Genomic DNA, 15333 nt, shown 5'->3' on the forward strand with positions numbered 1-15333 from the left:
GCCCTGCGGGCGAGACTTCTGTCCGGACGTGCCGGATCACGGCGGAGCCCCGGGCGGCCCGTCTGTGGTTACTCCCGCCCCGCCGTCTACACGTTGATGTGCACCACCTTGGCCGGCGGGAAGCCGTTGAACCACGTCGAGGATGCGTGGCTGTAGGCTCCGATGTTCTCGCTGTAGACCAGGTCGCCAAGGTCCAGCTCCGGCAGCGGCTCCGACTGGCAGATGGTATCCAGGGCGTCGCAGGTCGGACCAAAAACCGCACAGAGCTGCGTCGGGCCTTTCTTGAAGGCCTTGATGTGATACTGACAGTGATCAAAGAGCACGCCCGAAAAGGTGTGATAGATCCCGTCGTTGAGATAGTAGCAGCGCTTGCCGTCTCGCTCGGCCTTACCGATTACCTCGGCGACCAGCGTGGCGGCGGTGGCCACCATGAAACGACCCGGCTCTGCAAGAATCTGCAATTCCTTGGGGAACAGCCGCCGGAACTCCGCGTTCAGGATCCTGGCCAGGTCCCGGAACCGCTCTACGCTGCCGTCGTAAGGCGCGGGAAAACCGCCCCCGATGTCCAGCAGCTTGAGTTTGTAGCCCCGCCCGGCGCATTCCTCGAGCACCTGCGCCGACATGTTCAGGGCCTGCACGAAATTGTCGAAATTCGTGCACTGGCTGCCCACGTGGAAACATAGGCCCTCGACAATCAGCCCCGCATCGAAGGCCGCGGCAATCAGGTCGGCGGCCTCACCGGGTGCTGCACCGAACTTGCTCGACAGCTCGACCATGGAACCGGTGTTGGGAACCCGAATCCGCAACGCCAACCCGGCGTGCGGCGCATGCTTGCGGATCTTGCGAACCTCTTCCAGGTTGTCGTAGGTGACCAGCGGCTTGTACTGATCCAGCTCCTCCAGCGTCGCTTTGTCCTTGATAGGATTGGCGTAGATGATCTTGTCCCAGATGTAGTCCTGCCTGGCCTTGGGCGGCAGGTCGCGAATGTTCTCATAAACCAGCCGGAACTCGCCGATCGACGCCACGTCAAAGCTGGCTCCGGCCTCGAATAGAGTCTTGATGATCTCCGGGGCCGGGTTGGCCTTGACCGCATAATAAGCCTGGACGCGCGGTAGCCTCCGCTTGAACTCGGCATAGTTGCGCCGCAGCACATCGTGGTCAACGATAAACAGCGGCGTGCCGTGCTTCCTTGCCAGTTGCTTGAGTAACGTGTTCTTGGGCATGATCCGCCTCCAGGGTCCCTTGACGAGCCGGTGGCTTGAGGCCGCCGGTACGTTGGTCAAAAACCGCGGGCATAAACCCCGCGGCTCGCCACAAACCGAGGGGATAAACCCCTCGGCTCGTCAAGAATCGCGATGGGTAACCGCTCCTACAACTGTTTGTTCCGTTTCCAGTACTCCTTGGAAACCAGATCCCGCAGCTCAGGCAATCGATCGTAGAGCCGCTTGAACCTGCGGGGCTTATGGCGAGCCAAGGCATAATGCGTGAGCAGGGGCAGAGCCACCGTCGAATCCAGATAGCAGACAATGGCATCTGGAAGCTTGTTGGGATCCACCTTGCCCCAACTGACAGCCTCGTGCGGCGTCGCGCCCGACAGGCCGCCCGTATCCGGCCTCGCGTCAGTAAACTGGATGAAGAGATCGTGCCCGGCCTCGGGAATCCGCAAGACCTCCTGGATCTGTGGCTCGGTCTGCAAGGTGAAATTCTTGGGCGATCCGCCGCCCACCAGAACCACGCCGGTTCGCCGCTTCTTCAGCTTGGCATCCAGAACGATCGCGGTGGTCTCGTTGACGTCACGCGAGGGATTGACCCGCAGCTTGCTGCCCCGAAGCTCGAGCCCGGCCACGTTCATGCCGATCGTCGAGTCGCCCGGCGAGGGGCAGAAACACGGCACGCCGGCCCGGTACGCCGCCGCGAGAACGGATACGTCCTTATGGCCGGTTTGCTCCTCGAACTCGGCGCAATACTTGCCCAGCAGGTAGTGAAGCTCGGCCGTGCCCATCTCGTGCTGGAACTCGGGCTGGAGCAGGATCTGCCGTAGAATGTGGTCGGTCTGCATGAGAACATCGTTGTAGTCCAGAAGGATATCGTAGATCCGCACGACGCCGACCTTCCGTAGTTCAGGGTCACGAACGAACGGAGACCCCCTGAACAGCGGCAGGTTCATGGCATGGTGCATGTCGTGGTAGAGGTTTGCCCCGGTGGAAACGATCCAGTCCACGTAGCCGGCCTTGATCAGCGGTACGATCGCCGAGCAACCCAGTCCGGCAGGGGTAAGGGCTCCTGCCAGGCTCATGCCCACGGTCACGTCGGCCTGGAGCATCCGCTCGGTAAACAGCCGACAGGCCTCCTGGAGCCGGGCCGCATTGTAGGCCAGAAACACCTGATCCATCAGGTCCGGCAGCGATTCCTTCCCGGTGATCGGCTTGGGCAGAATCCGTTTGCCGCACAAGAAACGCTGTTTGCCCTTCGCAAACTTGTGCGGATATTTGCTGGTGAATTTCTTCGGCAACTGAATCCTGGCCATTACGGTCTCCTCTGTTCTCGCTCCCCCACCGCCTTGTGCCGCCTGTATGGTGCCCCGCCCTCCACACACGAGGGGCTTCCGACGTCCGCCATGAGCCTGCCGTCATCGGGCAGCGGCGATGCCCGGCCTGCGGCACGATTCCGGGCATGATGCCGCAAACCATACTGCCCCTCTGCCGGGCTTTCAAGAAGAGCGTCTCTCGGCCCGCCTGTGATGTGGCCGTTTTCTGATTCGGCCCCTCGCTCGCGCTCGGGGTTCTGAAAACGCCGCCTGGATTGTCACCCACGCAGCCTCGGCACCTGGCAACGTGGCTACTGGACAACCGACACCTGATGGGTATGCTTCTCTCATACGATCAAGCGGTTCTGTCAAACGGAAAAAGCTGCCATGCCGGATAAGAAACCCGTCGATCCAAGCGCCCATCCGGAGCCGTCCACCAATCCGCTGGCCGCAAGCCAGTTGCCACCCGAACAACTGCGAGATGCCCTCAAGGCATTCAAGAAGCGGCTCAAGCTCACCCGGCTCGACGATGAGTCGCGGCTGGGCCACGGGGCGGTAACCAAGGGTGGCCGTTCGGGCGTCCAGGCCATCCAACCGCCGCTTCAATACCCCAAGGCTGTGTGGGACGAACTGGTCCGGCAAGGCCGACTGAAAAACGCGGGCCATGGGCTCTATACACTTGGGAACGAACGATCCGAGTGAGCTGCCGCCGCGAGAGACTCATTCACACATCAAGGCACGCCGGTCATCACCACTTCGGTTAATGAGATCTCATTTCCCACTGCTCCGCGCAAGCGTGTACGACAGGATCTTATACACCAGCTTCGCCGACAGAAAGTCCGGCGCCACGAATCCGGGAATGGGGGCGAGTTCGACCACATCAAAAACGGGAACGCGAGCGGCTTCGCGGGTAATCACCCGGCAGATACCGAGCATCCGCTGCCAGAGAATCCCGCCGGGCTCGGGGGTGCCGACCGCCGGCTTGATTACTCCTCAGATTCTTGCTCCAGTTGCCGCTTGAGGGTCTCGTGCGGAATCGACTGGCCCCGCTCAAACCGCTGCCGTGCCGTGGTTCCTCTGGCGACCTGTTCGGGATGATGTGCCCACATTTCGTCGTCGAGATCCGTTTCGTCCGCAGGCTCGATCCGGGCGATCACGCGGCCTCCCTCCCGAAGAATCGCCCCTTCAGGCGACCGAACGGAATCACGGACCTGTTCAGCGGTCAAACCTTCTTCGCCAAGATCAATCACTCGAATCATGTGCGGCCTCGTCAAGCGTCATTCTTCCCTTGAACCTGACAGCCACCACCAGCACGATCTGCCGGTCTTCGTAGACGTCATAGAACACACGGTAGTCACCAACACGCAGGCGATACCCCGCGAGCACCGGCGGTTCCAACTTCTTGATCGCTTGTCGGCTGACGCGACTCGGCTCATCTCGCAAATGGCGCTCGATGGCGCCGAGAATAGCCACTTGGTCCACCCGCCGCAGTGCTCGCAGGTCATCCACGGCCGTCCGGTCATAGTGTATCTCGAACCGAGCCATTCTGCCATGCCCTATTGATCCCGTCCTGACGAGACCGTGTACGAGAGGATCTTATACACCAGCTTCGCCGACAGAAAGTCCGGGGCGATGAATCCGGGAATGGGGGCGAGTTCGACCACATCAAAAACGGGAACGCGAGCGGCTTCGCGGGTAATCACCCGGCAGATTTCGAGCATCCGCTGCCAGAGAATCCCGCCGGGCTCGGGGGTGCCGACCGCCGGCATGATCGACGGATCGAGGCCGTCCAGGTCAATGGTCAAGAAAACCTGTTGCCCGCGGACAAACGCGGCCAGGTCTTTGAGGAACGCTCCGTCGGGGGCGATCGACTCCTCGGCAAAGACCGTGTGTACCCGGTCGCAGGAGCGGCGGAACGGCTCTTCGCCGGCCGAGATGTTGCGGATGCCGATCTGGAAGACCGGGCAGACGTCCAGAATCCGCCGGGCGGCACAGGCGTGACTGAACGGCGAACCCTCGTACTCATCTCGCAGATCGGCATGGGCATCCACTTGAACACAGACGAGATTGTCCTTGCCGATCGTCCGGGCAATGCCTCGGACCACGCCAGGCGAAATTGTGTGCTCGCCGCCGAGCAGGACCAGCACCTCCGGTCGTGGCTTGCCCGAAAGGATCACCGCGACAGCTTCCTCAATCGCCTTGACCATCAGGTCGGGCGAGCGGTGAACCAAAGCGAGCGGGTTCATCGTGTGAACGCCATACTCCATCGCCGGCTCCTTGCCGAACTCACAATCAAAAAGCTCGACCTGCCGCGAGGCGGCGATGATCGCGGCCGGGCCGTTGCGAGTGCCCGCACCGTAAGAGGTCGTGGACTCGTACGGGACAGGCAGCAACCACGCTCTGGCCCGCTGCGGCGACGACAGCTCTTCCGGAAGCCCCAGAAAATTCCACGGCGTTTGAAACAAGCCTTCTTGGCTCATGAATCGCTCCTTTGCGCGTGAACGTCACTCGTCCGCCACCAGGCCGCACGCGGCACGGCCCGAAAAATAACCCCTGCTCGCGGGCGATTCAAGGAATGCCGACGGCCGCAGGTCTTCGCGGGCTCGTGACAGAAGCGGCGACACTCCTGGCGGCTGACCCGGTTGTTGCGAACGCAAGCCGAAAGCAGACCGCTTCAGCGGTCTCTCCCGAAAAGCAAATAGGCCGGCCGTTTTAAGACTGGTTCACCGTCGGCCAATCCTTCCTTTTCCGTGTTGCCCCATCAAGCCCGTTTTAACGGGCCTGTCCTTGTCAGGTAAGCTCATTGAAACGGGCTGAGACCATAGAATGGAAGAAGAACCGCAGGCGACCACCAACCGGCTGTATCACGGCCGGCCTATCAGCCCGCCTTTGGCAAGAAAACCCCCTGAAGGGGGCTTCCGGCCCTCACCAAGTCCCGGGGACGAAACAGGCTGGAAACCTGCCGCTCCTGGCTGCAAAACATGCCAGGTCCCCGTCGCCGTGGCGACCTCGACGCTGCCGTACTGACCGGATCCCGCAGTTTTCGCGCACATTCTCAAGAAAGGTTGACGAAAGCGGTACGGGCCTTACGCTGTTGGCACGTCGTCCGCGAGCCAAGCGATCCGACACCGAGGATAGTCCAGTCGGCCCCCTGCCGACGGCACCACAATAGGACTTTGCGAGGGCATCTTGATGTCTCACACCCCGCCGGAACTTGCCACACTCTATCGCGACAACCTGCTTGATGATGTCATCCCTTTCTGGGAACAACATTCCATCGACCGGGACAAGGGCGGTTACTTTACCTGCCTCGATCGCCGCGGAAACGTGTTCGACACCGACAAGTTCGTCTGGCTGCAGGCCCGGCAGGTGTGGACCTTCTCAATGCTTTACCGCAAAGTCGAACAACGGCCGACATGGCTGGAGATCGCTCGTCACGGCGCTGAGTTCCTCAAGCGGCACGGGACCGACGACGAGGGTAACTGGTACTTCTCCCTGACCCGTGAGGGCAAGCCGCTCGTGCAACCCTACAACTGGTTCACCGACTGCTTCGCGGCCATGGGCTTTGCCCAATACGCCCTGGCCTCGGGTGATTCGCAGGCCGCCGATATCGCCGTGAAGACCTTTCACAACGTGCTGCGGCGCAGAGACAATCCAAAAGGCAAATACACCAAGCAGGTCCCCGGCACGCGACCGCTGAAATCTCAGGCCTTCCCGATGATCCTGATCAACGTGGCCTTGGAAGTCGAAGGCGTCGTGCCCGACGACGAGATTCGCCGCACAGTCGAAGACTCCATTCGCGAGGTCATGACCCTCTTCTATGACAACGAGCGGCGGATCACCTGGGACAACGTCGCCCCGGACGGCTCGCATCCCGACTGCTTCGAGGGCCGGATCATCCTGCCCGGCCACGGCATCGAGACCATGTGGTTCATGATCGAAGCGGTTCGGCGCTTTGGCGGCGATCGGGCCATCATCGACAAGTGCGTCGATGCCATCGTCAACCTCATCGAGTTCGGCTGGGACGATCGATATGAGGGGATTCTCTACTACCGTGACATCAAGGACCGGCCTCCCGTCCAGCTCGAGTGGGACCAGAAGCTCTGGTGGGTACACATCGAGACGCTTGTCGCCCTGGCTATTGCCTGGTCTGTCACCGGGCGCAGCGATTGCCGACGGTGGTACGAGCGGATCCACGACTACACCTGGAAGCGATTCCCCGATCCGCAGTACGGCGAGTGGTTCGGCTACCTGAACCGCCGCGGCGAGCCGCTGCTCGATCTCAAGGGCGGAAAGTGGAAAGGGTGCTACCACATCCCGCGCGGGCTCTACATGTGCTGGCGCGAGTTCGAGGCCATGACAACAAAGGCGTGAGCGACAACCGGCATGCTTGCTGAAAGCGCTTTTCAGACGCTCGACTACCTGGTGCTGGCCGCCTACATGGCCAGCCTCGTCGTCGTGGGTTTCTATTTCCGAAAACGCGCCCAGAAGGACCTCGAAAGCTACTTCCTGGCGGACCGCAAGATGCCCGGATGGCTGGCGGGCTTCTCCTACGCCGCCACGTGTATGAACACCGACGCCATCACCGCCTATTGCGGCATGACCGTGATCTCGGGCATCTGCATCTGCTGGTGGTACATCAGCAGGTTCGGGCTGGCTCTGATGATCGGGGCCATTCTCTTCGCGGTGTTCTGGCGCCGACTTCATATCTTCACCTCCCCTGAGTTCTACGAGTTCCGATTTACCGGCGCACCGGCCCTTACCATGCGGTCGTGGGTTTCCATCCGCAGCGCATTCATTGCCGTGGTCGCATGGACCGGTTCCGGCCTGCTGGGAATTCACAAGGTGCTCAACCCGATGCTGGGCTGGGAGAAGTGGGAAACCTACCTCCTGGTCATCCCCGTGCTGCTGCTCTACGTGCTGTTGTCCGGCTACGTGGGTGTGGTCGTGACCGACTTTATCCAGACCTGGGTGATGATCGCCGCCGCGTTCATCCTCATGGGCGCGGTCTGGGGCGATTTCGGCGGACCGTCGGGCCTCTATCACTCGCTGGTGAGCCAGTTCGGCACATCAGTGGTGACCTGGCACCCCCCTTCCAGCCACGAGTACCTCGGCGTCATCGGCATCCTCGCCTGGACGGTGGGCACGGCCGTGGGCTACGGCGGTGACGTCGCCCCGATGGCCGGGGCCATGGAAGGACAGCGCCTTCTGTCATGCAAAAACGCCCGCGAAGCGTCCAAAATGTACATCTGGACCGAGGTGGTGCTGTTCTTCCTCCTGGCGGTGACCACGATGCCCGCGCTTGGAGCAATGTGCAAGTGGCCAGGCCTCCATGACGGCCGGATCAACAAAGAACTCGCATACGGCATGCTCCTCAAGGAGTATCTCCCGGCCGGGCTCCTGGGTCTGGCGGTCAGCGGCCTGGCGGCGGCCATTATGTCGACCGTCAGCTCCAACCTGAACTTCGGCGCACAGGTTATTCTCAACGACGTGTACAAGAGATCATTCGTTCGTGACGCCTCCATGAGCCACTATATGAACGTTGGTCGCATCGTCATGCTCGCGATCATGGGCCTCGCCGTTCTTGTGGCCACCGCAGCCGAGAACGTCATCGACGTTTCCGTGTTCATGCTCGGCTTGTCCTCGGCGGAGATCACAGCCAACTGGGGGCAGTGGTGGTGGTGGCGATTCAACGGCAAGGCAAGGCTCGCGGCCTCGTTCGGCGGCCCCGTAATCTTCCTGGTCAACAAGTATCTGGTTTTCGGAATGCTGTTGAGAACCAGGGACGACGTGGGTTATCCGGTCGTCCTGTCCTCAATCGCCATGACCTTCGTCTTGTGGGTCCTGGTCGCCCTGCTGACCCAACCGGACCCGGAAGAAAGGCTGATCGAGTTCTACAAGAGAGCACGGCCGTTGGGCTGGTGGGGTCCGATCGCGGCCAAGGCCGGCATTCAGCCGCGGTCGGCCTTGTACATCCCTACCGGCCTGATCATCGCGGCCTTCGGGGCGATCATGGTTGCGGCCGGAACGATCGCGTTCAGCTCCGCCTACCTGGCTGACTGGCCGAGCGTCGCTGTGTTCGCAGGAATATGCCTTGGCGCTGGCATCATCTTCAAACTGGTCCACAAACGATTCATGCGGCTGTTGCACGCCGATCAGGAGACAGACGAGCAATAGCCCCGCCGGAGAGTTCCGCTCTCCCACGGACCCGGCAGCGAAAGAAAAAGACCCCGGCTGTTTCATGTCTGCACTGCCGGCGGACTTCGCAGAAGCGTGAACCAACGAAACCGCCACCCGCGATAATCCGCCTGAACATCAAGACGACGCGATGATCCATTCACTTGATGCCCAAGGACAAGCAGGCGACGGCAGAGTCTCTATCGCTCACTTCCGACCATGCGCGAGCGCATGTGCGATACCCATAGCCCGAAACCACCCGATCAATTGTGAAAGAGTTCACAAAGAACACCAGAACCGGCCTGCGGCACGACACAAACGCTGTTCATGAGCGTAAACATGCCATTCCGCTGGTCAACCCATCAGACCCTACCTAGCTTTACTGGTAGACCGGTGAGAGGCAAACAATCGTTTCTCCACCGAAGATGAAGAAAAAGCAGATTAAGGAGCACAGCAATGAAAACGCAGAACAGGGTCACATTGGTTTGGGTCGCCATCGTCAGCCTGGTCGTCTCCCAAACGGCCATGGCACAGGGCGTGGGCAACCTGAGTTCATTGCCCACTCAGTTCGAGACCTCGATCCCGCCCTCTTCCGGCTGGGTCGTGGTGGAGCCGACCGGGCTGCCCGTTCCCGTTTCCCTCGACCCTAAGGGACCCGTGTGGCGAAAGAATTTCACCGGCCCCAACGGCGGTCCGTTCGTATATCCCGCACTCAGCCCCCCGCTGACCGTATCCGAGCATCTCGTGGTGGCAGGCAATCTTCCGTGGACCGATTGGCACGAGGACGTGCTGGATCCCAATTGGACCTGGGCTAATCCCGTCCTTCTGGTGAACGGTCTCCCGGCGCCGGGACTCACTGTCTCCGGGGTTGGTACAAGCAGCCTCTCCTTCTTCTTCAACCCGGTCGCGCCGGGTTCATTCATCGACATCAGCAAGGAGCTTGTCTACAACGGAGTGCCCGGAACAGCCTTCACCGGCACGCTGCCGATCATTCAATACCCCACGCCGGAGCCTGCCACACTGGGACTGGTCGCCTTGGGCAGCCTTCTTCTTGTGCGTCGCCGCCGAATGACCTAGCCACCTTTTCGGCAGCTCAATTGCACGCCGTCGGGCCGGGCCGCTCTCAGAACCATCGGGGCGGACATCTATGCGGCTTGCGCGCATGTTTCTGGCTCGCAGTGCGTTTGGCTCACGGCCCACAAAAAGGCGGTCCGCCTTAGGGGCGTCGGTAGACAAGCACACGGTCAACGGGAGCCACTGAATTCGTGAAAGCCGCCAAGTGAATAGGACATTCAGACCAACCGTAGTAATCGAGGAGTGCCCCTGGGGTGTACCCGGGGCAGGAGATTCAAAGGATCCAAGCCATAATGAACGGAGAAACACAAACATGAAAACGAACACGAACCGGATTCTCGCCGGTGCCGGCCTGGTTCTGGCCTTCGCCGTCCCCAGCGCTTGGGCTGCCAATTATACAATTGACTGGCTCAACATGGCGCCGACGCCGCTCGGCTCGAGCGTGCCGAACAACTCCGTGTTCAACTTGCCGGGCGTCGGAAACGTCACGATCACGTATTCGCTTCCTTCCTCGCTCTTGAATACTCGCAATCAGAACCCCCTGTTTCAGAACGGAACCGTGACCAGCGGCCCTGCTACCTACTCATGGACCGCCCACGAGCTGCTCGGCGTAACCAGCTACGCGCCCAATCCTCCGTTTGTGGTCGCCCCATGGGCGGTCACCTACACGTTCCCAGGTACGGTCCCGGCCGGCACCCTCTATGTCGGCGTCGCAGGACTTGGTCGGACCAACAGTTTCGGCGGCGGGATGTCCACGGCAACCGTCAATCAGAATGGCGCGTATCTGGGTGATTGGACGGGCGGCGGGAACTACGGCGCCACGCAATTCATCGGCGGCCCCGGTACGTTCACGATGCAAAACTCGATCACAGGCCTGGGCGGCGCCGATCCGTGGTGGAACTCGGCGCTCGGCGTCGTGCAAATCCTCGACCCAGTCAGCTCGCTGACTGTGATCGTCAACCAGATCCCTGGTGACGGTCTGGGCGTGAACATCGGACACGCCGTCCCGGAGCCTGCGACACTGGGCCTAATTGCGCTGGGCAGCCTGCCTGTTGCGCTTCGGCGCAAACGATTTGTGTCTTGACACCCCCCGCCATCGCGGTCGGAGGCGCTATGGCGACAGACTGAGGTTGGAACAAAAAGACAGCGAGCACCCCTACCCACCCGAACCGTCGGGCCTCACGATCCTGTGCCTCGGATGGGCGGGCGGGTGCTCACAAAAGCTCCGCTATCACGTGATGGCGAGCCGAAAAGATCCTTGCCAGAGCAGGGCACAAAGCCCTCTTGAGGAGAAGATAACATGAAGATCGACGAGAAGAACGTGCACGCATTTTCGATTGCCGCCCTGATCATCGCTGTTGGTTCGCAGATGTCCCTCGCGCAGGGCGTGGGCAATCTCGGATCGTTACCGACTTTGTTTCTCTCACCCGCGCCGATCACCGGGTGGAGCGTCGATAGCGGCAATGCCACAAGCCCCTGGTTGCCCGTCCAGATCGATCCGAACGGCCCGCAATGGGGCAAGACGTTCACCGGCCTCAACGGTCAGCCTATAGTTGCGGTGCCCGGCCAGACGTTCACCCTGCAGGAACTGCTCGTCGTCGCCCCGACGCAGAGCTGGGAGGACTGGCACGAGCACATCCTGACACCCGGCTGGGAATGGGTACAGCCGACCGTCTTTCTCGCAAACTTCGCTCCGCCGCCGGGCCTCAACACAGTTGTGACCCCGGCGACGCCGACCAGCGGCGGGAAGATCGACTTCACCTTCAACCCGCTCGTTCCCGGTACGCTCATCGACATTCGCAAGACGCTGAAGTACGACGACCCGACGGGCGCGGTCTTCACCGGGAAAATTGAAATCGCCCAGTTTCCAACGCCAGAGCCCGCTACGTTAGGGCTGTTGATGCTGGGCGGTCTGCTCGCTCTGCGCCGGCGCAGGCATGCTGCTTGATCGCTGCAAAGGATCAACTCCGCGGTTCCTGAATCAAGAAGGTCGGCGGTCAAGACCGGAAATGACGCCGCCTTCTTGGTTCTAAACAGCCGTCATAATAACCGTTCCAGCCCGCCAGAGACGTCCGAGAAAACCTCCTGCGCGGCATCGGAGCCCGGCCGGCCCGCATCCCCATGGTTCCACAACCCCATCGCCAAAGGCAAAGCGAGCCCTTGAATTCTGCCAACGGCCAGGATAGACTCTTGGATCGTAGCCAACCTGCTTGGCCCGGCAGCCGGTCGCTCCGGCCCGGAACGGCAGCAAGAGGTGATGCCATGATCGAGTACACCGTGAGGGTGATTCTCGAACTCAGGCCCGCCTGATCGACCGCCCATGACCGCGGCCGACTCAGGCCGCCGGTCGGGATTCCCCCTTTTGACAGAAAACAAACGGGGCCCTGAATAAGGGTCAATGATAGCGTGGTGAAATGCCCGTCCGACAAAAGGCTTGTCACCAGACCAGGGTGGATGGCCACCTTCGCGATGGTGGAGACGGCAACACAGAGAGTTCAGTAGCGACGCACCGGAAAGCAACACAAGATGTATCGATTGGCACGACTAAGGAATATCGGAATCTCCGCTCACATCGACTCGGGTAAGACAACCCTGAGCGAGCGCATCCTCTATTACTGCGGACGCATCCATCGGATGGGCGACGTCAAGGACGGCGGCGATGGGGCTACCATGGACCACATGGAGCTGGAAAAGGAACGCGGCATCACCATCACCTCGGCGGCCACAACCGTCCAGTGGGACGATAAGATCATCAACCTGATCGACACCCCAGGGCACGTCGACTTCACCATCGAGGTCGAGCGGTCGCTCCGCGTGCTGGATGGCGCCATTTTGGTGCTGTGTGCCGTGGGCGGCGTCCAGTCGCAGTCACTGACGGTCGACCGCCAGATGAAACGCTACAACGTTCCGCGTATCGCCTTCATCAACAAGTGCGATCGCGTCGGGGCAGACCCCGCCCGGGTAATCAATGAGATCGAAGAGAAGCTCGGGGTGGAAGCGGTGCCCCTGCAGATCCCCGTCGGCCTGGAAGGCAACCACGTGGGCGTCGTTGATCTGATTACCATGAAGGCCGTCTACTTTGACGGGGAGAATGGTGAAAAGGTCCGTCTCGACGCGATTCCCGGTGAACTGGTCGACGCCGCGAATCGGACCCGTCACGGCATGCTCGATACCCTCTCCCTCTACAGCGACGAGATCATGGAACTTATGCTCGAAGACAAGCCGATCAGCGAGGAACTCCTCCACCGAGTCATCCGCGAGCGAACCATCGCCAGGGAAATCACGCCGGTCCTGCTCGGCTCGGCGTTCAGAAACAAAGGCGTGCAACCTCTGCTCAACGCCGTTTGCCGCTATCTGCCCAGTCCGCTGGACCGGATCACCTATGCCAAGGACAACGAGAACGAAGGGGCGGAGGTGGCGCTCACGGCCGATCCCGACGCCGCTCCCGTCGGCATGGCATTCAAGATCGTCGACGAGCCTTTCGGCCAGCTCACCTATACTCGCGTCTACCAGGGCACTATCGACAAGGGACGGACGTACCTCAACAGCCGCACGCAGCGCAAGCAACGCGTCGCCCGGATCCTACGGATGCACGCCGACCAACGCGAGGATATCGACCGGGCCCTTGCCGGCGACATCGTGGCTCTGATGGGCGTTGAGTGCAATTCAGGCGATACCATCTGCGACCTTGAACACAACTACTCGCTCGAACGCATCTACGTGGCCGAGCCCGTCATATCGCTGGCCGTCAGCGTCGCAAAAACCGCCGACCGCGACAAGCTGAGCAAGGCCCTGGGCCGATTCTGCCGCGAGGACCCGACGTTCCACGTGCGCACCGACGACAAGACCGGCGAAACGCTCATCTCGGGCATGGGCGAGCTGCACCTGGACGTCTACGTCGAACGCCTGCGCCGCGAGTACAAGCTTGAGCTTCAAGTCGGACGGCCTCAGGTCAGCTACCGCGAGGCGCCCACACAGGAAGTCTCGTTCAACTACAAGCACCGCAAACAGACCGGCGGCGCAGGCCAGTACGCCCACGTTATCGGCAAATTGATCCCCTTGCCCGACAGCGCCGAAAGGGACTACGAGTTCGAGAACGCAGTCAGTTGCGGACGCATTCCCACCGAGTTCATTCCCTCCTGTGACAAGGGTTTTCAGAGTGCCCGCGGCAAGGGACCGCTGGCCGGCTACGAAATCGTGCGGGTGAAGATCCTGCTCGAAGACGGCAGCTATCACACCGTGGACTCGTCCGACATGGCCTTTCAGATCTGTGCCCGCGACGCCTTCATTGAGGCCTTTCGGCGATCGCAACCCGCTTTGCTGGAACCGATCGCCAAAGTGGAAGTCGAAATCCCTGGCGAATTCCAGGGCTCCGTAGTCGGCGATCTGTCGAGCCGCAGAGGTATCATCACCAACGTCGAGCCGCGGCAAAACACGGTAGTCGTCAACGCCGAGGTCCCGCTGGCCGAGATGTTCGGTTATTCGACCGACGTCCGCTCGGCCACGCAGGGCAAGGGGACGTTCACGATGGAGTTCTGCTGTTACCGACAGGTACCGCGAGAAATCCAGGAGGAGATCATCCTGGCCCGAAAGAAAGCCGCCGCCGGGCAACGGTCATGAACGGATGGCCTCCCGCTTCCCCCCTCACCAAGGGGGGATTGAGCGGGGGCGAGAAGGGAGCGATCTGCGCGCCGCTGGGCCGAGTAGGCATGCTTTGCACGCCGAAGTCCGTAGGGCGAGCTCTGCACGCCAAAAGCGTCGGGTAAAGCCCGACCTGCCGAACTGGACGAAGTGATCAGTTATCAGTGAGAGGACACGACCGATCGCGAACACTGAGAACTGACGACTGAGAACTGATAACTCGAAAGAACGATTGCTTCCGTGTTACCAGCGTGAAGCATCACCGACGCCCGCGGCCAACCCGCGGGCGTCTCTTTGCGCGACACGACGTTCAACAGGTGGCGGATGCAGGTCGCCCTGCTGCTCGCCATCCTGATTCGATGGCCCCACATCCCATCTGGGACCTCCGGGGGCGAGGATTCCTATCATCATCCTACCGGACGTGGGTCGAAACGGTGGGTCGGCAGGTCGAAACGCGGACGTGGCTAATCTGTGAGAAGCGGTCAGCGGTCGGCATTCAGCGATCGGCTTTCAGCGACCGGAGAAACAGTGTTTCACCGCAGCGGACGCAGAGGAATGCGGAGACCTATCTCAGTTGTCTCCGTTTCCTCATGTTCAAATGCCTTCCTCCTGTTCTTCATCTGCGTCAATCCCATGATCTGCCGGCCGGGACTCGCTTTCTCTCTCGGCGTTTTCGATTGAAGCAGGTAGGGCAGGTTCGCTCGGCCCGGAATCCTTTCCGGGCCGAATCCTCTGCGGAATCCTTTCCGCATTCAGCGCCCATGACGATGCCAATTCTCCACCCGAAGGCCGGGTGCCATGCCCACGGCCTTGCGTGGGCATGCGCCTCCAAAAGAATCCTGAAGCAGGCAGGGCAGGTCCGCTCGGCCCGGAATCCTTTCCGGGCCGCACTCTCGCTCGCTCGGCCCGGAATC

13 protein-coding genes are annotated in these 15333 nt (G+C 61.1%); 7 read left to right on the forward strand and 6 right to left on the reverse strand.

Annotation, left to right across the window (positions count from 1 at the left end):
* Positions 1-86: 86 nt before the first annotated feature.
* Positions 87-1223 (reverse strand): type III PLP-dependent enzyme, encoded by a 1137-nt coding sequence (locus PLL20_18425; protein HPD31971.1) that lies wholly within the window; start codon positions 1221-1223, stop codon positions 87-89.
* A 146-nt stretch (positions 1224-1369) separates the two neighbouring features.
* Positions 1370-2527, reverse strand: coding sequence for a deoxyhypusine synthase (gene speY / locus PLL20_18430; GenBank protein HPD31972.1), 1158 nt, complete (start codon positions 2525-2527; stop codon positions 1370-1372).
* A gap of 387 nt (positions 2528-2914) precedes the next feature.
* Here speY and PLL20_18435 point away from each other — a divergent pair, with 387 nt between their 5' ends.
* Entirely contained in the window at positions 2915-3229 is a 315-nt protein-coding gene (locus PLL20_18435) for a hypothetical protein (protein ID HPD31973.1), read from the forward strand.
* A gap of 69 nt (positions 3230-3298) precedes the next feature.
* Here the strand turns inward: PLL20_18435 and PLL20_18440 are convergent, their stop codons facing one another.
* From PLL20_18440 to speB, 4 genes are read right to left on the reverse strand one after another with little or no spacing between them, the layout of a single operon-like run.
* Positions 3299-3514, reverse strand: coding sequence for an arginase family protein (locus PLL20_18440; GenBank protein HPD31974.1), 216 nt, complete (start codon positions 3512-3514; stop codon positions 3299-3301).
* Positions 3514-3786 carry a hypothetical protein gene (locus PLL20_18445; protein ID HPD31975.1) on the reverse strand — a complete coding sequence of 91 codons (273 nt, stop codon included), beginning with the start codon at positions 3784-3786 and terminating at the stop codon, positions 3514-3516. The genes PLL20_18440 and PLL20_18445 overlap by 1 nt, the downstream gene beginning before the upstream one ends.
* Complete coding sequence (locus PLL20_18450) at positions 3770-4072, reverse strand: type II toxin-antitoxin system RelE/ParE family toxin (GenBank protein HPD31976.1); 303 nt, start codon at positions 4070-4072, stop codon at positions 3770-3772. The genes PLL20_18445 and PLL20_18450 overlap by 17 nt, the downstream gene beginning before the upstream one ends.
* 11 nt (positions 4073-4083) lie before the next feature.
* A complete protein-coding gene (gene speB / locus PLL20_18455) occupies positions 4084-5007 on the reverse strand; it encodes an agmatinase (protein ID HPD31977.1) in 924 nt (307 codons plus the stop codon).
* Between the two features lie 712 nt (positions 5008-5719).
* Between speB and PLL20_18460 the strand changes: the two genes are divergently transcribed.
* From PLL20_18460 to fusA, 6 genes are all read left to right on the forward strand, one after another.
* Complete coding sequence (locus PLL20_18460) at positions 5720-6901, forward strand: AGE family epimerase/isomerase (GenBank protein ID HPD31978.1); 1182 nt, start codon at positions 5720-5722, stop codon at positions 6899-6901.
* A gap of 12 nt (positions 6902-6913) precedes the next feature.
* Entirely contained in the window at positions 6914-8704 is a 1791-nt protein-coding gene (locus tag PLL20_18465) for a hypothetical protein (GenBank protein HPD31979.1), read from the forward strand.
* A 456-nt stretch (positions 8705-9160) separates the two neighbouring features.
* Positions 9161-9781 carry a PEP-CTERM sorting domain-containing protein gene (locus PLL20_18470; GenBank protein HPD31980.1) on the forward strand — a complete coding sequence of 207 codons (621 nt, stop codon included), beginning with the start codon at positions 9161-9163 and terminating at the stop codon, positions 9779-9781.
* A gap of 310 nt (positions 9782-10091) precedes the next feature.
* Positions 10092-10862, forward strand: a complete 771-nt coding sequence (locus tag PLL20_18475; protein HPD31981.1) for a PEP-CTERM sorting domain-containing protein — start codon at positions 10092-10094, stop codon at positions 10860-10862.
* Positions 10863-11078: 216 nt separating this feature from the next.
* A complete protein-coding gene (locus PLL20_18480; protein HPD31982.1) occupies positions 11079-11726 on the forward strand; it encodes a PEP-CTERM sorting domain-containing protein in 648 nt (215 codons plus the stop codon).
* Positions 11727-12304: 578 nt separating this feature from the next.
* A complete protein-coding gene (fusA, locus tag PLL20_18485; protein ID HPD31983.1) occupies positions 12305-14398 on the forward strand; it encodes an elongation factor G in 2094 nt (697 codons plus the stop codon).
* The last annotated feature ends 935 nt before the right edge of the window (positions 14399-15333 follow it).

It is taken from the genome of Phycisphaerae bacterium, from assembly GCA_035384605.1.
Classification (GTDB): Bacteria; Planctomycetota; Phycisphaerae; order UBA1845; family PWPN01; genus JAUCQB01.